The sequence below is a fragment of the Rhodospirillales bacterium genome, from assembly GCA_028824295.1.
Lineage (GTDB): Bacteria > Pseudomonadota > Alphaproteobacteria > TMED109 > TMED109 > VXPW01.
Window position 1 is genome coordinate 14,989 of record JAPPED010000030.1, and the last position, 21,271, is coordinate 36,259.

16 protein-coding genes and 1 pseudogene are annotated in these 21,271 nt (G+C 64.6%); 9 read left to right on the forward strand and 8 right to left on the reverse strand.

Annotation, left to right across the window (positions count from 1 at the left end; translation table 11 throughout):
* Positions 1-93: 93 nt before the first annotated feature.
* The 3 genes from trpS to OXH60_12350 are packed head-to-tail and all read left to right on the forward strand — an operon-like array spanning position 94 to position 2,788.
* Positions 94-1,116, forward strand: a complete 1,023-nt coding sequence (gene trpS, locus OXH60_12340) for a tryptophan--tRNA ligase (GenBank protein MDE0712908.1) — start codon at positions 94-96, stop codon at positions 1,114-1,116.
* Between the two features lie 32 nt (positions 1,117-1,148).
* On the forward strand, positions 1,149-2,057 hold the full coding sequence (locus OXH60_12345; GenBank protein MDE0712909.1) for a sulfite exporter TauE/SafE family protein: 909 nt from the start codon (positions 1,149-1,151) through the stop codon (positions 2,055-2,057).
* A complete protein-coding gene (locus tag OXH60_12350; protein ID MDE0712910.1) occupies positions 2,054-2,788 on the forward strand; it encodes a TIGR02186 family protein in 735 nt (244 codons plus the stop codon). The genes OXH60_12345 and OXH60_12350 overlap by 4 nt, the downstream gene beginning before the upstream one ends.
* A gap of 385 nt (positions 2,789-3,173) precedes the next feature.
* Here OXH60_12350 and OXH60_12355 read toward each other — a convergent pair whose 3' ends face one another.
* Positions 3,174-4,424, reverse strand: coding sequence for an MFS transporter (locus OXH60_12355; protein ID MDE0712911.1), 1,251 nt, complete (start codon positions 4,422-4,424; stop codon positions 3,174-3,176).
* Between the two features lie 590 nt (positions 4,425-5,014).
* Here OXH60_12355 and OXH60_12360 point away from each other — a divergent pair.
* Positions 5,015-6,079 (forward strand): ABC transporter substrate-binding protein, encoded by a 1,065-nt coding sequence (locus OXH60_12360; GenBank protein MDE0712912.1) that lies wholly within the window; start codon positions 5,015-5,017, stop codon positions 6,077-6,079.
* A gap of 161 nt (positions 6,080-6,240) precedes the next feature.
* On the opposite strand, the gene OXH60_12365 is transcribed toward OXH60_12360, so the two are convergent.
* Together OXH60_12365 and OXH60_12370 are read right to left on the reverse strand one after the other, a co-directional pair.
* Positions 6,241-6,942: a cytochrome c family protein gene (locus OXH60_12365; GenBank protein MDE0712913.1), complete on the reverse strand. Its 702-nt coding sequence runs from the start codon at positions 6,940-6,942 to the stop codon at positions 6,241-6,243.
* A gap of 24 nt (positions 6,943-6,966) precedes the next feature.
* Positions 6,967-8,262, reverse strand: a complete 1,296-nt coding sequence (locus OXH60_12370; protein ID MDE0712914.1) for a sulfite oxidase — start codon at positions 8,260-8,262, stop codon at positions 6,967-6,969.
* A 269-nt stretch (positions 8,263-8,531) separates the two neighbouring features.
* Here OXH60_12370 and OXH60_12375 point away from each other — a divergent pair, with 269 nt between their 5' ends.
* Entirely contained in the window at positions 8,532-9,299 is a 768-nt protein-coding gene (locus OXH60_12375) for a hypothetical protein (protein MDE0712915.1), read from the forward strand.
* Between the two features lie 108 nt (positions 9,300-9,407).
* Here the strand turns inward: OXH60_12375 and OXH60_12380 are convergent, their stop codons facing one another.
* The gene (locus OXH60_12380; protein ID MDE0712916.1) at positions 9,408-10,298 is read right to left on the reverse strand and encodes an alpha/beta hydrolase; all 891 of its coding nucleotides are present in this window, start codon (positions 10,296-10,298) and stop codon (positions 9,408-9,410) included.
* A 281-nt stretch (positions 10,299-10,579) separates the two neighbouring features.
* Between OXH60_12380 and OXH60_12385 the strand changes: the two genes are divergently transcribed.
* On the forward strand, positions 10,580-11,734 hold the full coding sequence (locus tag OXH60_12385; GenBank protein ID MDE0712917.1) for a carboxylate-amine ligase: 1,155 nt from the start codon (positions 10,580-10,582) through the stop codon (positions 11,732-11,734).
* 180 nt (positions 11,735-11,914) lie between these two features.
* Here the strand turns inward: OXH60_12385 and mepA are convergent, their stop codons facing one another.
* Entirely contained in the window at positions 11,915-12,799 is an 885-nt protein-coding gene (gene mepA, locus OXH60_12390) for a penicillin-insensitive murein endopeptidase (GenBank protein MDE0712918.1), read from the reverse strand.
* Between the two features lie 430 nt (positions 12,800-13,229).
* Here mepA and OXH60_12395 point away from each other — a divergent pair, with 430 nt between their 5' ends.
* The 3 genes from OXH60_12395 to htpG all read left to right on the forward strand — a co-directional run bounded on the left by OXH60_12395 (position 13,230) and on the right by htpG (position 17,028).
* Positions 13,230-13,724 (forward strand): universal stress protein, encoded by a 495-nt coding sequence (locus OXH60_12395; GenBank protein ID MDE0712919.1) that lies wholly within the window; start codon positions 13,230-13,232, stop codon positions 13,722-13,724.
* Between the two features lie 362 nt (positions 13,725-14,086).
* The gene (locus OXH60_12400) at positions 14,087-15,037 is read left to right on the forward strand and encodes an RNA polymerase factor sigma-32 (protein ID MDE0712920.1); all 951 of its coding nucleotides are present in this window, start codon (positions 14,087-14,089) and stop codon (positions 15,035-15,037) included.
* Positions 15,038-15,126: 89 nt separating this feature from the next.
* Positions 15,127-17,028, forward strand: coding sequence for a molecular chaperone HtpG (gene htpG, locus OXH60_12405; GenBank protein MDE0712921.1), 1,902 nt, complete (start codon positions 15,127-15,129; stop codon positions 17,026-17,028).
* Positions 17,029-17,049: 21 nt separating this feature from the next.
* Here the strand turns inward: htpG and OXH60_12410 are convergent, their stop codons facing one another.
* The 3 genes and pseudogenes from OXH60_12410 to OXH60_12420 form a co-directional block, all read right to left on the reverse strand.
* Complete coding sequence (locus OXH60_12410; protein MDE0712922.1) at positions 17,050-17,784, reverse strand: DUF1223 domain-containing protein; 735 nt, start codon at positions 17,782-17,784, stop codon at positions 17,050-17,052.
* Between the two features lie 296 nt (positions 17,785-18,080).
* Positions 18,081-20,723: an aconitate hydratase AcnA gene (gene acnA, locus OXH60_12415; protein ID MDE0712923.1), complete on the reverse strand. Its 2,643-nt coding sequence runs from the start codon at positions 20,721-20,723 to the stop codon at positions 18,081-18,083.
* A 40-nt stretch (positions 20,724-20,763) separates the two neighbouring features.
* Positions 20,764-21,240: pseudogene (locus tag OXH60_12420) on the reverse strand (CarD family transcriptional regulator).
* Positions 21,241-21,271 lie beyond the last annotated feature (31 nt).

Genomic DNA, 21,271 nt, shown 5'->3' on the forward strand with positions numbered 1-21,271 from the left:
CCGGAACGTCGAGCCCCGCGCGCCTGTGCCCGGCTCCGGTCACGATCGAGTCTTTGCTATGTTGCCGCACTTCGGAATTGAACGAGATGCCTGATGCCTAGGGTGTTTTCTGGGGTGCAGCCCACCGGCAACCTGCATTTGGGCAACTATCTGGGTGCGATTCGGAACTTCGTCTCGCTGCAGGATGAGCACGAGACGATTTACTGCGTCGTGGATCTCCACGCAATCACGGTGCAGCAGGATCCGGCGGCGCTCCGGGAACAGATCCTGGAAGTGGCGGCCACCTTCATCGCGGCCGGCATCGACCCAAAGCGGAGCATCATCTTCAATCAATCGCGGGTGGTGCAGCACGCGGAACTGGCGTGGATCTTCAACTGCGTCGCACGGTTGGGCTGGCTCAACCGGATGACCCAGTTCAAGGAGAAGGCCGGCAAGCACCGGGAAAACGCTTCAGCGGGGCTCTACGTCTATCCGTGCCTGATGGCGGCCGACATCCTTGCCTACCAGGCGGATCGCGTGCCGGTGGGCGATGACCAGCGCCAACACTTGGAGCTGGCGCGCGACATCGCGCAGAAATTCAACCACGATTACGGCTGCGAATTCTTCCCGATCATCGAACCGCTGATCCACGGACAGGCCACCCGGGTGATGAGTCTGCGCGATGGCCGGGCGAAGATGTCGAAGTCCGATCCCTCCGAGCAATCCCGAATCGGCCTGACCGACGACGCAGACACGATTGCCAGGAAGATCCGGCGGGCACGAACCGACCCGGAGCGGCTTCCGGATGAGGCCGCGCTGGCCGATGATGGCGGGCTCAGCCCTGATCTCGTCGATTCCAGGCCCGAGGCGGCCAATCTGCTGACGATCTTCGCCGCACTGGCGAGGAAGCCCGTCGCCGACGTCGTCGCCTCCTACGCCGGGGCCGAGTTCAGCCGCTTCAAGACTGATCTCGCAGAGCTTGCCGTGGCGTCTCTCGCGCCGCTTGCGGACCGAACCCGCAGCCTCCTTGACGAACGGGCGGAACTGGAGGCGATTCTCGACTCCGGTGCAGAACGGGCGACGGCGATCGCGCAACCGGTGGTGAACGAAGTGAAGCGCATCGTCGGCTTCTTCTAGGGCGCATCGGGTACCAGCGCAGGCAGCGTCTCGTGGAAATCTACCTGCCGATCGCCGGCATGCCGGTCAGCATCCTGCTCCTGCTGGGAGTCGGGTTCGGCACGGGAATCCTGTCCGGGATGTTCGGGCTGGGCGGGGGGTTCCTTACCACGCCGCTGCTGATTCTGATCGGGATCCCGCCGACGGTGGCGGTCGGCTCCGAGGCAAGTCACATCGCGGCGTCGTCGGTGTCCGGGCTGGTGGCCCACGCCAGGCGCGGCAACGTGGATCTCCGGATGGGGTTGGTGCTCCTCGCCGGCGGTACGCTGGGTGCGATCACGGGCCTGGCGATCTTTCGCCTGCTCAGCCGGCTCGGCCAGATCGATGACGCGATTTCGCTGATCTACGTCGTGGTCCTCGGTACCGTGGGCGTACTGATGGGCCTCGAAAGCCTCCGGGCACTGCGGCGGCACCGTCTCGGGATACGTTACCGGCCCAGCCGCCAGACCCTCCTGCGCGGCCTGCCGCTCCGGGTGCCGTTCCGACGGTCCGGCCGGTACATGAGCATCGTGCCACCGGTGCTTACGGGGTTCGTGGTCGGTGTGTTGTCGACCATCATGGGCGTGGGCGGCGGCTTCATCCTGGTGCCGGCCATGATCTACCTGTTGGGGGTGCCCACGCGGGTGGTCGTTGGCACATCGCTGCTGCAGATCGCGGTGGTGACGACGATTGCCACGTTTCTTCATGCGGCTTTCAATCAGAATGTCGATCTCCTGCTCGGACTGCTCCTCTTGATCGGCGCCGTCGTCGGAGCGCAGATCGGCTCGCGCCTCATGGTCCAGCTGCGCGGGGAGCAAATCCGCTTCCTGATGGCAGGCCTGGTCCTGCTGGTCGTCGTCATGCTGGGGCTCAACTTGGTGCTCCCGCCCGACGATCCATTCATCGTGGAGCGGGTGCTGTGAGGAGATGGTGGAACGCTCTCGGTCTCGCGGCCGTAGTGGCCGGAGGCGCCGTCTGCGGGGCGAACGCGCCTGCCCAGATGCCGATGCTGGTGGATCTCGCCAATCACCGGATCCACATCGATGCAGCGTTCACCGGCGCCGATCTGTTGCTCTTCGGCGCCCTCGACCAGCGGGGCGATGTGGTCGTCAGGGTGGTTGGTCCGCCCACCGACATCGCCGTGCGCCAGAAGATCAACACCGGCGGGATCTGGTTGAACGGCAATCGTGTCGATGTGGGTACGGTTCCCTCGTTCTACTCGGTGGCAACGTCGCGTCCGCTGGACGACATCGCCTCTCCCGATCTGCGCCGGGACCTGGAACTGGACGTTCGATACCAGGTGAGTGCGGACATCCCGGAGGCGCACCGGGCGGGGTTTATCCGAAATTTCACCCGGCGAGGGCTCTACGCCGTGGAGCAGGTGCCTGTCAAGATCATCGGCGGCCGCCTGTTTCGGGTGACGATTTCCCTGCCGGAGGAGACTCCCCCTGGCGAGTACTGGGTGGAAACCCTGCTGTTTCGAGAGGGGACCCTTGCGCACCGCCGGATCAACCGCCTGCTCGTCGAACGCGTTGGCTTCGAGTCGTTCCTGTTCGACCTCGCACAGGACCGTCCTGCGGAGTACGGCCTGCTGGCTGTGGTGCTGGCGTTGGCAATGGGGGTCACTGCAGCCGAAGTGTTCCGCCGGGTGTAGCCCGTAACCGACCGCGAAGACCCGCAAGCGTCCTAACGCAGACCTGAAACGATCTCCGGGTTTTTGCAGGCATTACACAATGCTGGAAACCAGAGCAGGTCGGAGCTGGATGAACGTGGCGCGGTCATGCAGCCGAAGGCGTAGCGCCGGTCGACGCTCTTGGGGAAACGCCACAGGCGTTCCCGCAAATGTCCGGCCGTGCACAGGTTTCCCGGATTGATTTCCGCGCGATTCTGCCTCATGCCATGCCAAGCCATCGTCGGTTGCGGGCGGCGCGCCGCCGGTCGCTTCCCTGAGAGCGGGCTCCCCCCAGGGAGGCGCAGTCAGGCCGGGAACATTCGTGCAGCAACCTTCGGGGAGGTGCGGTCGAGAGGTGTCGGCGGCGTCAGGAGAGGTCGCGCCGGCGTTTCCTCAGCGACAGCCAAACCAGGGCGGATGCGGCCAGCGCTAGGAATGGGAGCATTGCCACGTTCACCGTGATCCAGCCGCCCACCTGCGTTCCGCCGGCGCAGTTCATCAGGCCGCCCGAGGCGAGACTGGCCAGCGTGACCGAACCGAAGACGATGGTGTCATTGAGACCCTGCACCCGGCCACGCTCCTGATAGCCGTGCGCGCCCGCCAACAGAGTGGTCGCACCAATGAAGCCGAAGTTCCAGCCGAGGCCCAGAAGGATCAGGGCGGCAAAGAAATGGGTCAGGGTCACCCCCAGGCACGCGGTGAGGCCCGCGAACCCAAGGATCAGGAGGCCCGCGGTCACGATCCGGTGCACGCCGAAGCGGGCGATGAGATGGCCGGTGACAAACGATGGCGCGTACATTGCCAGGACGTGGGCCGAGACGATGTCGTTAGCGTTGTCGCTGGTAAAGCCACAGCCGATGACCGCCAGCGGTGTCGAAGTCATCACCAGGCTCATCAGCGAATACGCAACCGTGGCGCAGATGATCGCGACCAGGACCGTGGGATCCCGCAGGAGTTCGAGGCGGGTCCGGCTGGGGGGCAACTGCGTCCCCGGCTGACGGTCAGGGGGGACGGTCGGCAGGTCGAGCAACCAGAACAGGACCATGCCGCCGAGATTCAGGGCAACTACCGCGAGGTACGTGCCGACAAAGGGGATGGGGAGAAAGGCGCTGCCGATGAGAGGCCAGGCCGTCACGTCGGCCACCAGTTTGTTCAGTTGTGGCCCGAACAAGGCCGACAGGAGGCCGCCCGCCAGCACGTAGGAGATCGCCTTGGGTCGGAATGCCACCGATGCGGTGTCGGCGGCGGCAAAACGGTAAAACCCCTGCGTCGACATGTAGACGCCGGTGAGATAGGCCCCGATGAGCAATCCCGGGAACGAACCGATATAGAGACTGTACGCAGAGATGGACGCTCCGATGGCCCCGGCGATGGCCCCGACCACGAACCCGAACCGACGCCCCCGGCGCTGCATCAGCGGTGACATCCACGGGGCCGTGGTCATCGAGCCGAAGACAATGACCGAGATGGGAAGCGTGGCGAGGCACGGATTGCCAGCCACCATGCCACCCGCGAGCCCGGCCACCACGAAATTCATCGGTAGCTGCGCACCCAGGATCGCCTGTGCCGCCATGAGGACGGCGACATTGCGCTTGGCCCGGGCATCGTCGACCAGCATCAGGGAATCATCCGTGAAGCGTTGTCACAAGGGGGGAGCATCGTTCTAGGGGAAGGTGAGAGCTGGCAGTGGGCAAGCAGGTGCTCCTTGAACGGGACTTCCTCCCGCGCGCGGCGTTCGCCGTCGCGGCAATGGCAAACGTGTGCAGATCGCCGACGTCCTCCTCGACCGCATCGTGCTCGCCGGATGTCGCGGTCGCTCTGGCGCTTCCCCACGAGTGAGCGACAGTGGGCACTGCACTTCGAAACTCGACGCTTGGACGACCGCGTTTGCCCGTGCCGCAGATATCACCTCCGGGCGGACCTGGCGTGGGGCCATGCTGGCCACGTCGTGGCGCGCCATCATGGCGTTCGCGGGTACCCCGATCTTGCGGGTTTGACGCGCCGGACACTGTAGACGGCGAGGTGCGGACCGCAGTAACGTCCCTCCACCGGCCTCGACGGCTTGTGTTGTCGATAACGACTCATCCCCGCCCGCAAATGACCCGTGCGCACGGGGAAGCGTTTGCGGGTGCATCAGTAGCAGGCCATGAATTTGCGCCCGGCGCAGGCCTACAAGCATGCGCGACGTTACGGGAAGCGGGAGTATCAATGATCGACGTTCCTGCGAGAACCCTGCTGCGCTTCGTAGCGGCGTTGACTGTCGGTGTCTCACCGGCACTGGCCGACGACTTGACAGTGGTGTCCTTCGGCGGCGCCTACGGCGCCGCCCAGAAGAAGCACATGATCGATCCCTTCGCGGAAGCGACGGGGACCAACGTCCTGTTCGACGACTACGCTGGAGGAATTGCCGAGATCAAGGCCCAGGTCGAGACCGGGAACGTTCACTGGGACGTGGTCGACATCGAGGTCATCGATCTGGAAAGGGCCTGTTCCGAGGGGCTCCTGGAAGTGCTTCCCCATGATGAGCTGCCACCCGGCAGTGATGGCGTGCCGGCGCAGGAAGATTTCTTCAAGGAAGCACTTGCGAGCGAATGCGGAGTGGGCAACATCGTCTGGGCCGTCATCTACGCCTACAACACCGAAACGGTCATCGGCGGTACTCCCAGCACGATCGAGGATTTTTTCGACGTCACGACCTTCCCGGGCCAGCGGGCGCTTCGGCGCCGGCCCCAAGTCAACCTCGAGTGGGCCCTGATCGCCGATGGGGTTCCACGGGATCGGGTGTACCAGGTGCTGGCCACGGCCGCCGGGCAGGCCCGCGCGTTCGCGAAGCTCGACACCATCAAGGACCATGTCGTCTGGTACGAGTCCTGGTCGCAGGCACCCCAGCTGCTGAACGACGGCGGGGCGGTACTGGTGCAATCGGCCAACGGCCGCATCTACAAGGACATCGAGGACTACGACCGTCCGTTCGTCATCGTCTGGGACGGAAACGTGTTCGATCTCGACGTGTGGTCGGTCGTCAAGGGAACGCCGAACCGGGAGCGGGCATTCGAGTTCGTGGCGTTCGCCACCCAGACCACGCCGCTTGCCGGCATGCAGGATGTGGCCTATGGGCCGACCCGACGGTCCGCCGCGCAACTCGTCGACCCGAAAGTGCGCGACGAGTTGCCAACGGCCCACATCGACGATGGCCTGAAGGTTGAGAGCGCGTTCTGGGCCGACTTCGGCGAAGGCCTTGAAGAGGAGTTCAGCCGGTGGCTGCTGAACTGACCTCGCGATCGCACGCTTGACGCGCCAGCCAAGGAGCGTCGGCGGGGCCTGAGCAGCGACCGGCAGGGAGGCCAGGTGGTCGCAGCAGGAATCCTGCTCTCTTCCCGTTCGAGTTCGACTTCCGATCGAGCCGGTGCGGCGGGCCAGGACGTCGGCAACCCTCAGCGAGGCGGGTAGTTCGGGCGGTCCGGGCCGTAGTGTTGCGACAGGTACTCGAGGACGGTTTGCCGCAGGCCGCCTCGGAGCGGTGTCATCTCGTGCTCATCCACCATCAGGTCGAGGAGCTTGTCCCACTGCCTCAGCGGCAGGCCCTGCTGGATCACGATGCGCTCCGAGTGACAGGCGGTGCACGCAGCATGCGTTTCCGCGGCGCCGGGGCCGGCCGCGAACAGGCCAATGCCGTGCTCCGCAAGTTCGATCGACCGCACCGGCTTCCTGGGCGCCGGTCCAAAATCAGCCGGGCGATCGCTCATCTGGTTCAGGAAAGCGATCAGGTCAGCCCGGTCGCCATCGTCTCCCAGGCCCTCGAATTGCATCACCGTGCCCTTCACGACTGCCCGTGGCCCCGCCAGGAAGGCATCGAGGCGCTCCGGGGTCCAGTGCCCACCGTGGGCCACCATGGCGTCGGAGTAGCGGAAGCGGTCCTTGGCCCCCACCGGAGCACCGAGGACACCCCAGAGATTCGGGCCGATCCGCGTGTCGCCACCATTGACGACCGTGTGACAGGCCGCACATTTGCGGAAGATCAGCTCCCCCCTGTCCGGGTCCGCCGCTGCAAGGCGAGCTTCGATGTCGGCCGCTCCGGCAGGCCATGCGGCAATGGAAGCGAAGACCAGCAGTGCCGCGGGAACGACAAGCCTCAATGGGTAGCCCTCCTGCACCCGGCCTCACGTCACGTGCAGAGCGACCCGGTGCATGGTGTTGTTGAGATAACCCTTGGGGTTCCAGTCGATGGCGAAGGGCTGCATATCGCCGGCACTGTCAGTCGCGCGCGCCCAGATCTCGTAGTAGCCCGCCTCGGGAAAGACGACCCTCCGGCGCCAATCTTGCCACGCGCCCGAGTTGGCCGGCCGATCCAGATCGGCGGCCATCCAAGTGGCGCCGAAATCCATCGAAAGGTCGACTCCCACGACCGTCCGGTCGCCCGACCAGGCGTGTCCGCGGATTTCGATCTCCCGTGCGGCCGGGCTGTTGTTGGCCGGGAAGGTCACGAGGGACTTGACCGGCATGCGCTCGATGATTTCGAAATCCTCGTTCGGCACCTCGTCTCCCGGAGCGACCGGATAGCGCGGCACCCGATAGGACGTGCCTGTCATTTTCGGGCCATCATGGACCTGGTCGCGCAGTTGAATCCGCGTCAGCCATTTGTGCGAGCAGGAACCAGGCCAGCCTGGTACGACCAGGCGCAGCGGCGCCCCGTTCTGTCGGTGCAACGGACCTCCGTTCATCGCGAAGGCGATCAGCACGTTGTCCGTCATGGCCTCGGCAAGCGGTATACCGCGCGAGATCGGCAGCTTGTCCGGCTTCCCGGAGAGGTGGGTGTCCGCCCCGTAGTGCGCGGTGTAGACGACACCGGGTTTTGGTCCGGCCTGCCTGAGCACGTCGGCTAGCCGGACGCCGGTCCACTCCGCGCAGGCGACCGCGCCGACCGTCCATTGATTGCCCGTGGCCGGGGGGTCAAAGAAGGCCCGCCCGTTGCCGCCGCATTCGATCATGAGCGCCATCGTCACGACCTCGAATTTCTGCTGGAGGTCCTGGATCGTCATCGTCACCGGTTCGTCGACCAGGCCGTCAACGGTCAGGGTCCAGGTTCCAGCGTCCACTTCCTCGGGCGGCAGGCCGTTATTGCGGATGAAATGCCGAGCTGTCGGAGTGATCGCGTCGTCCAGCAAGTGCGCGGGTGTCTCGGCGTTGAGCGGCCGGTCGTTCAGGAGCGTGAGCCCGTCCTTGCCGACAAGAAGATCCGCGTCAGCGAAGGCGGCCGGGACAAGCCCGCGCGGCATGCTCGCGTAGTACGGGATTGTCAGTCCGAGCAGCCCGCCCGCAGCCGTGCTGCCGGCGCCAATGAAGAATCTGCGCCGGCTCAGCCCCGGTTGAGCATGGAAGAACTGTCGCCGTGCTTCTTCGGGATGCTCCGTGAAGAAGGCGTACAGGCCGGGAGTTTCGTTCCGTTTTCTCGACATGTTTCCCCCTTTTTCCGTCCGCCCGATCGCGCAGCCCCGCGGGCATGCACCTGCGGCCGGCCGTTCCGTCATCCTGTCCGGAGGGGTGCCGCTGTCAATCCGGCCCCGCGCCCTACGGTGTTTCTAGGGACGGTTCGATCGAGGGCGCCGCGGCTGGTCGGGCGATTCCGCGAGATCCGCCGCTGCACGAAGCGGAGCGGGACAATGATTCAGCTTGGTAGTCTGCCGCCGTTCGCCGCGACCGCCGAGGATTCGGAAGCCGATTGAGCGTGAAGATTGTCTTAAGCCGCAAGGGCCTCGACAGCAGCGACCAGGGTGGTCGGGGGATCTCGCCGATCGTCAATGGCCGACCGATCAGTATCCCCATTCCAACGCGGCATCGTCCGTCCGGGACGACTTACGACGATCTCGGGCTCGGCGAGGTTGTGGGACAGGCCACGAACGGCCGGCTGGACGGGGCAAGCTACTGCCATCACGATCCGATGTTCGAAGCCGGAAGATGTGCGTTTGGCCAAGCCGGCGCCGCGCAGTCCCATCTGTCAAACACTGGCGTCGGTCTGGGTGATGTGTTCCTGTTCTTCGGCCTGTTCGGCAACCCTGACCACAGCGACAGGCATCACCGGATTTTCGGCTATCTCGAGGTGGAAGAGGTGATCGCACCTGGATCGAGTCCCGACTCCGAGCGCCTGTTGCAGGGGTTCTCGCGACGGCACCCTCACACGATCGGCGACTGGCATCCGAACAACACGATTTATGTTGGCAAGGGAACGACCGCCGTCGCCGCCGGCTTGGGCCTTCGTCTCTCGTCAGCCGACGGTCTGGCGAGCAGGTGGAACGTTCCGCCGTGGTTGCGCCGCGCAGGACTGACCTATCACGCGAAACCCGAGCGCTGGGGTTGCGACAACACGCTGCATGCGGTCGCCCGCGGTCAGGAGTTCGTTTCGGATGTCTCCGGCATTGCCGAGGCGATCCCGTGGCTGGACCGAATCATGACGGAGATTTCAGGGAAGGAGTGTTCGGCGGGGAAGACGAACTGAGGCGCCGGTCCGGAGCTGCCCGCGCGCGCCTGACCACCGGTTCGATGTGACGGTGGGATTCGCGCGCCTCCGCCTTCCTGGGGCCGTGTGCATGGGCGCGGCCCATAGTTATGCCGCCGGCAGGTGTTCCCGAAACCACGCGAGGGTCGCGTTCATCACCTCACTGAAAGCTGGGTCGGCATACACCTCGTAGTGACCGTAGCCTTCGAGCACCACCAGCTTCTTCGGCTCGCCGGCACGGCGGTAGAGCTCCCGGGATTCTTCTGGCGGCACGAGTCGGTCGTCGTCGGTCGTGATGAAGAGAACCGGGCGGGGCGAGATTCTGTCCACCACCCATTCCGGGTGGAAGCTGAGGGTCTCGTCCACATACTCAAGCGGTAGGGTATTGAGCGCTGACGGGATCGTGCGGCGCGCTGCCGCCGCCAGCTCCGCCGACTGGCGGTCGGGGAGCAGCACCTCACCGCGCTCGACGAACTCCGACTGGCCGTCCATGGCGCGCTTGACGCGGTCGGAAGCAGACCGGTCAAGCAGGTCGGACCATTCGTCCGGCCGGCGGACACTTCGCATCCACCGCTCACCGTGGCCGATCCCGACCACGCTGACGACGCAACGCACTCGCCGGTCGATTGCTCCGGTCCACACGACCGTTGCACCGCCGTAGCTCGTGCCGTAGATACCGAGCCGCTGCTCGTCCACATCGTCCTGTGCCCCCAGGAAGGTGAGAGCGGCCTGCACGTCGGCGACCCGGCTGTAGGGAGCCAGGCGGGTGCGGGCCCCCTCGCTCTCCCCCCAGCCCTTGTAGTCGAACGTCAGGACGACGTACCCGGCCTCGGCGAGCACCCGTGCGTTGTCCGGAAGGTAGAGGTCCTTGACTCCGGTGTAGCCATGGCAAAGCACGATGCCGGCACGCATCCCGTCAGGTCGTGGTTCGTCAGGGCGGAAGAGATCACCCGCGAGCTGGAATCCTTCCGAGTAAAAGGAGACCGGGGTTCGGTTCATGACAGGGTTCCTTGGGTGTCCCGCCGGACAAAGAGGGAGGGTCGGCCCGGAAACGTCGTGTCGCCGGGGTGAGCGCGGGCCGTTCGCACAGGTACGGTTCCGGTCTCTCGTGCCCGCTGCGGAGTGCGCACTGATCGTCAAGTATTGCGTACACCGGGGCTTATATCGGTGTCAGGTCGCGGATATAAGCCCCCCTCGGAAGATGGGCCCCGCATGGCTGTTGTCAGGCCGCAGATCGTCGAGTACCACCGACCATCTCGTGCCCGTGCAGGCCGAGCGGCGTGACCGAAGAGCGGGATATCGTGGCCAACGCAAAGAACTTTACGGTCGGCGTCGAGGAGGAATACCTGCTCGTCGATCGGGACAGTCGTGAACTGATTCGCGCCGCCCCCACGGCCTTGCTCGACCATTGCGTCGCAAAGCTCGGCTCGCAGGTCAAGACCGAATTCCAGCAGTCGCAGATCGAGGTCAGCACCGAGGTCTGTGAGACGGTCGGCCAGGTACGGGACGACCTATTGCGGCTTCGGGAAACGGTCGCAGGTTGCGCTGAACGGGAGGGATTGGCGCTGGTTGCGGCCTCCACCCATCCCTCCGCGAAATGGGAGGATCAGCGATCGACCGACCAGGCTCGCTACATCGACCTGGCGCGAGATCTGCAGGGCGTAGGGCGCCGGCTGCTTACCTGCGGGATGCACGTCCACATCTGCATCACCGAGGATGATCTGCGGATCGACCTGATGAATCAGGTCGCGTACTTCCTGCCCCATCTGCTCGCGCTCAGCACTTCCAGCCCCTTCTGGCATGGCGAAGACACTGGACTTGCCTCCTACCGGCTGTCCATTTTCGACAACCTGCCAAGAACCGGGCTGCCGGGGACATTCGCGAGCTGGGGCGAGTACGAGCGCCACGTCAACGTGCTGGCCAGCACCGGCGTGATCCCGGACGCCAGCATGATCTGGTGGGACATCCGGCCGTCGGTGCGCTTCCCGACCATCGAGATGCGCATTTGTGACGTGTGCACACGGCTCGAAGACGCCGTCGTGATCACGGCGCTGTTCCGTTGCTTGGTGCACATGCTGTTCCGTCTGCGCCGAATGAACCAGAGATGGCGCGGTTACGCGCCCATGCTGGTGGCGGAAAACCGGTGGCGGGCCCAGCGGTACGGCATCGATGCGGGCCTCATCGATTTCGGACGAGGGGAGATCGTGCCGTTTCCGGACCTACTTGACGAAATCCTCGACTTGGTTGCCACGGACGCCGATGAACTGGGATGTACCGGCGAATTGGAGACAGCACGGGAGATCCTGGCCCGCGGCACGAGCGCGCACCGCCAGCGCCATGCCTTCGACGAGGCGCGTGCCCGTGGGGCTAGCCGGGATGAAGCCCTCCGGGACGTCGTGGACATGCTGATTGTAGAGAGCGCACTGGGCGCGTAGCGGTCACTGTCCGCTGCGCCGTTGGGGCGCAAGGCTGCGGTGGTGACGGCGCGCCGCGCGACGGGGCACGGGCCGGTTGGGTCGCGCGCGCCGCTTCGTCCACCGGTTCGCGTTCACCCGGCGCCGAACACGCCGGAAATCCCCTAGGTCGCAGCCGCTGCTCCGGTCGAGAACCGCCCCTTATTCGTTGCCGATGACCGCCTGACAGGCCTCCGGCAGGTCGGCGAGCGTGAGTTCGGGCGGCACCTCTCCAGGTGCCGGTGGGGGCGGGTTCAGTGCTTCGTCGGTGAACCACCAGGCGAGTGTTGCGTCGCAACCGTCCCCTGCTGGCGGGGGTTGCTGTTCGATGCATGCATCCCCGGGCGGGCAGCGCAGGCGTACATGAAAGTGGGAATCATGCCCCCACCACGGCCGGACCTTGCGCAACCAGTTCGTGTCGCCGGGTTCTCTCGTGTCACAAAGCTGCCGCTTGATGGCGGCGTTCACGAAAATTCGGGCTACCGCCGGGTCGCTTGCGGCGGTCTCCAGGATCTCCGCATGAGCGCTCGTCCAGTGTTCGTTGACGTGCAGCCGGTCGGCCGAGACGACCGGAGGGGAGCCGATCTCTTCGCGCTCCGCCGTACTCAAATTCAGCCTGCGTCCCGGACGCAACCAGATGTCGACGTCCAGTCCGACCTGATGCGACCGGTGGCCCGAGAGCATGGGGCCGCCACGCGGTTGGCTGATGTCGCCGACGTAGAGTCCCCCCCAGCCGACGGAACGCCCTTCCTGGGCCAGGCGCTTGATGAAAGCGATCGTGTCAGGGTGCCCCCAGTAACGATTTCGCGAGAGGCGCATAGCCTGCCAGTCAGGTCCCGATTCCGGGAGTTGAACGGCGCCAGCGAGGCACCCTGCCGAGTACCGGCCATGCGCCGCCGCCGAGCCCGTTGACGGCTCGTCAGTCGCGCCGAACGCGAATTTCGCTGGTTCTGCGGCCGCCGCGCCGCCAATGACGAGCGCTAGCACGATTCCGATAAGGACGACGGCCGGCTTCAGCGCGTCAAGGAGTAGATGGAGGTAGAACAATGGCTTTCGTCCGGGGGTAGGGCGTGGGCGGGCGGATGACCGTTCGCGATGGCGCAGCGGACGAAAGGTAGGCGCGGAAAGTGCGGGGCTCAACGGGCCGTTCCCGGGAACAGTTTCGCCGTTGCGGGCACGGGTACCGCCAAGCCCATGCATGAGTCGGCCATTGGTCTGTCCGGGTGTCGCGGCCCGAGGCTCCGCACACCACCCGCCCCGATGCATGGCCGCGATTCGCCATCGTGTCGAAGCGTCGAGGCCGGTGCGGTCGCGCCGGATGGGAGGGCGGCCTGCTGTGTCTGAGCGGTTGCGCTCAGGCATGAACAACGGCAAACTGTTTCATTCGGCCGCTCGAACCGATAGAATTACTTTAATATCAATATCTTAGAATCTGCTGAGGCCGTGGCGGGCTTGGACAATTCATGGGATCGGAGCAATGGCAGGAGAGCGCCCACGCGAACGGCCGGCCGGCCGGATCAAGTTCCTGGTTTGCATCGACGATAGCCAGGAGTGCCGCACGGCGCTGCGTTTCGCTTGCATGCGTGCCCAGAACACTGGTGGCAAGGTCAGCCTGATCTACGTCATCGAACCGAACGCCTTCAACTTGAGCGGGTCGGTCCAGGAGATCATGGCTGAGGAGGCGCGCGATCAGGCGCGAGCTGCACTGGAAGAATGTGCCGGCGAAGTCTTCGAGGAGTTTGGCGTACGGCCGGAGATGGCTGTACACCAGGGAGACAAGGCCAACACGATCCTGACGACGATCGAAGAAGACGAGAGCATCAATATCCTGGTCTTGGGGGCTGCGCCGGAAGGCGCCGGTTCGAATAGACTGATCTCCTACCTGTCGAGCCAAGTGACCAAGCGGCTCCACATTCCCCTCACCATCGTGCCGGGTGACCTGGACGATGAACGGCTCCGCTGGATCACCTAGGGGCCTATATCGAATACTTGACAGCTTACGCTGCTAGCCGTCGATTCATTTCACCGGTCGCCAGTGTCGCTGAGTGCGATCGCCCCTCGCCGTGCAGCTGCGCCGGCCGGTGGAACAGCACCAGGTGGACGATCTGGCGATGTTCCGCGCCGTCAGGCGCGCTAGGCGCCGGTTCGGCGGCACTCTGGTGGGGCGGGGCAGGCAGCGGCGGATGTTTCATGCATGTTCTTGCAACACAGGATTATAACTGCAACACATAGGAACAAACCTGACCTGTCAAGTAGTCGATATCAGTCCCTAACAATTCTGTGAATTTGCCGTAATCGCGCGAATTTGCGCGTAGCGTGGCATGGGAACCGAATGTGCATCGACCGTTGCCCGTTCTGGTCCACGGAACCGTGATCGCTCATTCGGCGGAAAGAGGGGAGTTGATGGAAAAATTACCCCAGAGCCCGAATCGCTCGACGACCACCAAGAATATCGTGAACTATGCCATGCGCGCCCCCCTGCTTACCCCGGAACGCGAGCGCGAACTGGCGCTCCGGTGGCGGGAGCAAGGCGATGTGGCCGCCATGCACGAGCTGGTTGAAGCCCACGCCCGGCTGGCCATTTCCATCGCCAAGCGGTTCCGCAACTACAACGTGCCAATGTCTGATCTGATCCAGGAAGCGCACATCGGTCTGGTGCAGGCCGCAGACCGTTTCGACCCCGAGCGCGGCGTGCGGTTCTCGACTTGCGCCAGCTGGTGGGTTCGCGCGGCCATCCAGGACTACGTATTGAGAAACTGGTCCGTCGTGCGGACCAGCACGACCGCAGCGCAGAAGTCCTTGTTCTTCGGATTGTCTCGATACCGTGCCCGGTTGGCGGGTTACGGGGATGCTGAACTGACTCCGGAACATCGCGACATCGTTGCTCGCTCTCTGGGCGTAACCGAAGCCGAAGTCGAGCGCATGGAGCACCGACTGGGTGCCGCTGGCGACACTTCCCTGAACCAGCCACTGTATGAAGACGGCACCGAAGAGCGTCAGGATGCAGTGGTCGACGAGCGCGAAGGCCCCGAGGCCGAGGTGGTGCAGCGCGTCGAGTACACCAAGCGGATGAGCTGGGTCCGCAAGGCGCTCCGGTCGCTGACATTGCGGGAACGCCGGATCGTGAGGGCGCGCCATCTCGCCAAGACACCGCGCACGCTCGAAGAGCTGGGCTCGGAGCTGGGTGTCAGCAAGGAGCGGGTGCGACAGATCGAGCACCAGGCGATCACCAAGCTGCGCCGTAAGGTGCTTGCGTTTCAGGATCTGGCCGCCGCGCCAGCCTAGATTCCCTTCCCGGTCTTGCATTCGAGCCGGGTTCTCTCCATATCCGCTCAGCGGGCCCTTGCCCGCCGAGCGTATGGAGGATCCCGGGCATGGCCGCAGCCAGCAAGGAAGCGTCGCCGGCAGAGCGGCACCAATTTGAGGCAGAGGTCGGGCAGCTTCTCGACCTGATGGTCAACGCGCTGTATAGCCAGCGCGACGTGTTCTTGCGGGAACTCGTATCAAACGCGGCCGACGCAGCTGACCGGCTCCGCTACGCGGCTCTGGCCAAACCGGAACTCCTCGGTGACAGCCCCGATCCGCAGATCTTGCTGTCGGTCGATCCCAAGTCCAGGGTCCTTGAAATCGAGGACAACGGCATCGGGATGTCAAAGGCGGCCCTCGCCAAGGATCTCGGCACCATCGCTCGATCCGGAACCCGGGCCTTCGTGGAGCGGATGAAGAAGTCGGACGACGGCAAGCAGAAACCCGATCTCAGCCTGATCGGGCAATTCGGAGTCGGCTTCTATTCGGCGTTCATGGTGGCTGAGCGAGTGGAAGTGGAAAGCGTCGCGGCCGGCACCACAAAGGGCTGGGTGTGGTCCTCCGATGGCCGCGGTACCTATGAGATCGCGCGAGCCCAGCGGTCCCGGCGAGGGACCTGCGTGCGGTTGCACCTGCGGAAGGACGCCAAGGAATACCTGGAAGAGGCCCGGTTGCGACACGTCGTGCGCACTTGGTCGGACCACGTGTCCGTACCGATCGAACTCCGGATTGGCAAGGATCAGCAGCCACAGGTCATCAACACTGCTGCGGCACTGTGGACCCGGCCGAAGAAGGAAATCACGTCCGAGCAATACGTTTCCTTCTACCGCGATGTCGGACACTGCTTCGATGAGCCCTGGATCACGCTTCACAACCGAGCGGAAGGCAAGCTCTCGTACGTCACGCTTCTGTTCATTCCGACCGAGCAACCACTGGATCTGTACGACCCCGAACGGCGCCGGCAGCTGCGTCTCTTCGTCAAGCGGGTGTTCATCACCGACCGGACAGATGCCCTCATTCCGCCCTGGCTGCGGTTCGTCAGAGGGGTCGTCGATTCAGAGGACCTGTCCCTCAACGTCAGTCGGGAAATGCTGCAGCAGGATCCTCATGTCGCTCGCCTGCGTCAAAGCATCACCCGGCGCGTGCTCAATGCGCTGAAGAACAAGGCGGAGAAGGAGCCGGAGGCGTACGCACGGTTTTGGAAGATCTTCGGCCCGGTACTCAAGGAAGGCGTCTACGACGACGACGAGTGGCGAGACAGGCTGCTGGCGCTGCTTCGGTTCCGCTCCGCGGGTGGACAGGCGTCCGACGAACTGGTCAGCCTCCCAGGGTACGTGGACCGGATGAAGGAGGGGCAGGAAGAGATCTACTACATCTCGGGAGAGGACCCGGATCAGCTTGCCGAGAGTCCGCAGATCGAGGGTTTCCGGGCCCGCGGCCTTGAGGTGCTGCTGCTGTCGGACACGGTCGACGACTTCTGGGTGCCACGGGTCGGAGAGTACCAGGGGAAAGTACTGCGATCCGTGACCAAGGGCGGTATCGACCTGTCCCGCTTTGAACCGCAAGAGCCGGAGGCGGCCTCCGGGGAAACCTCCGATGTGGACGTGGGACAGCTGATCTCGCGGTTCAAAACGGTCCTAGGCGGGGCGGTGGCCGATGTGGTGCGGTCGGATCAGCTGACCGAGTCGCCCGCCGTGCTGGTCGCACCCAAGGACGGCATGGACCTTCAGGTGGAAAAGTTGCTGCAGCGACACGGTCAGCTGCAGGAGCTGTCCCGGAAAGTCCTGGAAATCAATCCGGCGAACGAACTGATCCGCGCCATGGGGCGTGAGGATGTCAACGACCAGGAGTTCGACGACGCAGCGCATGTGCTGCTCGACCACGCGCGGTTGGTGGCCGGCGAGCCCGTATCCGATCTGGCGAAGTTCGGGAGGAGGACGAACCGGCTGATCAGCCGCGGGTTTGGTTGAGGGTCTTTCGCGATCCCGGCCCTAGTCTACGACCGCGGCGCCCAGCACCTCTCCCTGCCCGTGGCGCTGGGCGATTACAGCCATGATCTGGCCCGGGTGATCGTCGAGATCCCGCGGTAGCGGTATGCGCTGGGCGCTGCCGTCCCAGTCGATGATTTTCCGGTACGTTCGCACCACGTTGAACGTCAGGAGATGGCGTCCCATGTTCTCGCCTCGAAGGACGCGGGTTTCACGCACGGGGTCGAATCGAATCAGGTAGATCTCGGCGGGCGTATCGTGCCGGTTGGTGAGGATCTCGCTTTCGCCTTCAGTCTCGACGATTCGCAAGAGCGGTGTGGGCGGTGCTGTCTCGAGCGCGCGCTGCAATTCCCGCATCACCTGTGGCGCGCGAGAACCGACCACATCGACCTTGCCGGAGATCACCATTTGCGGGGTATAGACCCGTCCACTGGAAAGCCGCGACGCGTACGCTTTCTGCCGTCGGGTGGCCCAAGGAGCGGCAAAACTGTCCTTCCAGCCGATGTAATCCCAGTAGTCGACGTGAAACGACAGCGCCAGGATGTCGGGGTTGCGTGCGATCCGGCCGATCACCGCGTGCGCGGGCGGGCAGGAGGAGCAGCCTTCCGACGTAAACAGCTCAACGACGACGGCGCGCTCACCCGCCTGCCCGACGATCGGAGCGAACAGAATCCCCGCCGCGACGGCCGCAGCGCCGTATGCCCGGAAGCGTTTCATTCGTCGGTTATAGGGTGACACCTGCGCACTGGCTACCGGCGCGTGATCCTAGCCGATTGAGCCCGTGCTGACGGTCGCCGAGCGGATACGGCATTCCGGTTCCGGGGGAACCTCCGCTCGACCGCCTCGCTGACGTCATGCGTGCAGTGCCGGGCGGCCGCGGCAGACCGCGCCAACGGCCATTGGTGCAGGGGAGAGACCGGCGCCTGGACCGATCCGGCACCGGCCTTCACCGGACGCCGGCATTAGGAACCCCGACGGCGAAGGCGAGATCGTCGCGAGTCGGCCGGACCGGAACCACCTCAGTCGGGTGGGGGTCAGGCCGCTTGCGCCATGCGCCGCAGCACGGTGAGAAGGATTCCACCGTTTCGGAAATGTTCGGCCTCGTCCGAGGTGTCGACACGGCTACGGAGCTGGAACTCCTGCCGGCTGCCGTCGGCCCGCAACACGGTCAGCTGCAGCCGGTCCCGCGGCTTGATGCCCCCATCCAAACCCGACACGTGAAACAGTTCCGTGCCGTCGAGGCCAAGGTCCTGACGCGTGACGCCGCTTTCGAACACGAGTGGCAACACGCCCATGCCGATCAGGTTGGTGCGGTGGATGCGTTCAAAGCTCTCCGCGATCACAGCCCGGATACCCAGTAGCCGCGTCCCTTTGGCAGCCCAGTCGCGGGACGAACCCGTTCCGTACTCCCGTCCGGCGATGACAATCAGCGGTACGTCGTCGACTCGATACCGCTCGGCAGCGGCGTAGACGGAGAGAAGCTCGCCGCTGGGCTGGTGCCGCGTGAAGCCTCCCTCGGTGCCCGGCGCGAGCTCATTCCGGATACGAATGTTGCCGAAGGTGCCCCGGAGCATGATTTCGTGGTTGCCGCGGCGAGCACCAAACGAGTTGAACTCGACCGGTCGAACCTGCCGCTCGCTAAGCCATTCCCCGGCGGGCCCGTCGGCCCGGATTGCACCGGCCGGCGAAATATGGTCGGTGGTCACGCTATCACCGAGCACCAGCAGGGCGCGGGCGTTGCGGACGTCACCCACTGGTGCGGGTTCAGGGGTCATGCCGTCAAAAAACGGTGGCCGCCGTACATATGTGGATTCGTCGTGCCAGTGGTACGTCGAGTCGCCGGTCGCGGCGATCGTCTGCCACGCTGCGGAACCTTCGAAAACCGCGCCGTAGCGGCGCCGAAACATCTCCGGCTTCAGCGACGTGGCAATGGTGGACTGGATGTCGGCGTTGTCCGGCCAGAGGTCCCTGAGGAAGACATCGTTGCCGTCGGGGTCGGTTCCGAGGGGCTCGCTCGTGAGATCAAGATCCATGGTCCCGGCGATTGCGTAGGCCACGACCAGCGCTGGCGAGGCCAGCCAATTTGCCCGGACGTTCGGATGGATTCTTCCTTCAAAATTGCGGTTCCCTGACAGGACAGCCGAGACGGTCAGGCCGTCCCCGTGTTCAATCGCCTCGACAATGGCGGAATCGAGCGGACCGGAGTTCCCGATGCAGGTGGTGCAGCCATAGCCGACGAGATGAAACCCCAATTCTTTCAGCGGTGTCGTGAGGTTCGCCGCGTCCAGATAGTCCGTCACCACTTGGCTTCCGGGTGCGAGACTCGTCTTGACCCAGGGCTTGCGATCCAAGCCCCGTTCCCGTGCCGCCTTCGCGAGCAGCCCGGCCGCCACCATGGCCGAGGGATTCGAGGTGTTGGTACAACTTGTAATTGCGGCTATGACCACGGAGCCGTTCGTGAGCGCGTAGCCGGTTCCGGACACCGGAACCGGCCGACCGGAAACGTCGGCCAGTTCGGCCATGGCTTGTTTCGCCGCGCGCAGGGGGACGCGGTCCTGCGGTCGTTTCGGACCGGCGATGCTGGACTCCACGGTGCCGAGGTCAAGCTCAAGCACGTCGGTGAATTCGGGGTCCGGGCCGTCAACGTCCTGCCAGAGGCCCTGTTCTTTGGCGTACCCTTCGACGAGACGGATCCGGTGGCGGTCACGGCCTGAAAGTTCGAGATAGCGCAGCGTCTCCTGGTCGACAGGAAAGAACCCGCAGGTGGCACCATATTCCGGCGCCATGTTCGCCAGGGTTGCGCGGTCGGCCAGCGGCAGGTCACGCACTCCGGAGCCGAAGAACTCAACGAACTTCCCGACCACGCCGTGTTCGCGCAGCATCCGCGTCACGGTCAATACGAGGTCCGTGGCGCCGGCCCCTTCGGGAAGCCGTCCTCTCAGGCGAACCCCCACGACGTCGGGCACCAGCATCGAGATGGCATTACCGAGCATGGCGGCTTCGGCTTCAATTCCTCCGACGCCCCAGCCCAGAACCGAGAGTCCGTTGACCATGGTCGTATGGCTGTCAGTCCCCACCACAGTGTCCGGGTAGGCAACCTTCGATCCATCCTGTTCGCTGACCCACACAACCTGCGCTAGATGCTCGAGATTGACCTGGTGACAGATACCGGTGCCCGGCGGTACGACCCGAAAGTTGTGGAACGCTCCCGCCCCCCAGCGCAGGAACTCGTAGCGCTCGCGATTGCGTTCGAACTCAAGATCAACGTTCCGCGCGAAGGCGCTGTCGGCGGCAAACTGGTCGACCATGACGGAATGGTCGATCACGAGATCCACCGGAGTCTGCGGATTGATGCGCTCGACCGGGATATTGACCGTCCGTGCAGCGTCCCGCATTGCTGCCAGGTCGGCCACGGCAGGTACGCCGGTGAAGTCCTGCATGAGGATACGCGCAGGACGAAATCCGATCTCGCGCGGCTGTCCGGGTGTACCGTCGTTGGCCGCCAGCTTGACGAGAGCGGCGTGGTCGCCTTGCCGGAGCAGATTCTCCGCCAGCACCCGAAGCGATCGGGGGAGATGCGCTATTTCCGGCAGCGCTGCCGCCGCCGCTGGCAGACTGTGGTAGCCGTACGACTCGCCGTCAATGACGAGAGTGCGAAGAGTCTCTTGCGTATTCAACGGGCCCTCTCCGGCGCCGGATCTCGGCTGTTACGAGGCTTCAGGTTGCCCTTCGCAGCACGCCTTCCAGCCGCTGCGCGGCCTTTTCCTCGGTCAGGTTCTTTTCAGCAGCGGCCAGCTCCCGGGAAAACCGGTCGAGGGCGTCCTTGTAGAGTTCACGTTCACTGAACGACTGCTCGGGGCCGTCCGGGGCCCGATACAAGTCTCGCAGGACCTCCGCGATCTGCACGAGGTCTCCGGAATGCAGTTTGCTTTCGTAGTCTTGGGCGCGCCGGCTCCACATGGTGCGGGAAATCCGGGCGGGCTTCTTCAGCGTGTTGGTAGCCGCTTGGATCTGGGACTTGTTGCTGATTGGCCGGAGCCCCAGCTCCTGCAGACGGGTTACAGGAATCTTCAGTCGGGCCATTTCGCGGCCATACGCAATCGTGATCAGCTCCAGCGTTTCGCCGCCCAGCGACTGTTTCTCCAATCCGACTACCCTACCTGGCCCGTGCGAGGGATGAACAACCCAATTACCGTTCTTGAAACCTTCCGGTCGCGGCGAGGCG

Excerpts from the sequence above, each read along its gene's own strand:
- OXH60_12355 (MDE0712911.1), bottom strand. The coding sequence starts at position 4,424 with ATGCTGGTCGACGATGCCCGGGCCAAGCGCAATGTCGCCGTCCTCATG.
- OXH60_12380 (MDE0712916.1), bottom strand. The coding sequence starts at position 10,298 with ATGAACCGAACCCCGGTCTCCTTTTACTCGGAAGGATTCCAGCTCGCG.
- OXH60_12360 (MDE0712912.1), top strand. The coding sequence starts at position 5,015 with ATGATCGACGTTCCTGCGAGAACCCTGCTGCGCTTCGTAGCGGCGTTG.
- OXH60_12370 (MDE0712914.1), bottom strand. The coding sequence starts at position 8,262 with ATGTCGAGAAAACGGAACGAAACTCCCGGCCTGTACGCCTTCTTCACG.
- trpS (MDE0712908.1), top strand. The coding sequence starts at position 94 with ATGCCTAGGGTGTTTTCTGGGGTGCAGCCCACCGGCAACCTGCATTTG.
- htpG (MDE0712921.1), top strand. The coding sequence starts at position 15,127 with ATGGCCGCAGCCAGCAAGGAAGCGTCGCCGGCAGAGCGGCACCAATTT.
- OXH60_12395 (MDE0712919.1), top strand. The coding sequence starts at position 13,230 with ATGGCAGGAGAGCGCCCACGCGAACGGCCGGCCGGCCGGATCAAGTTC.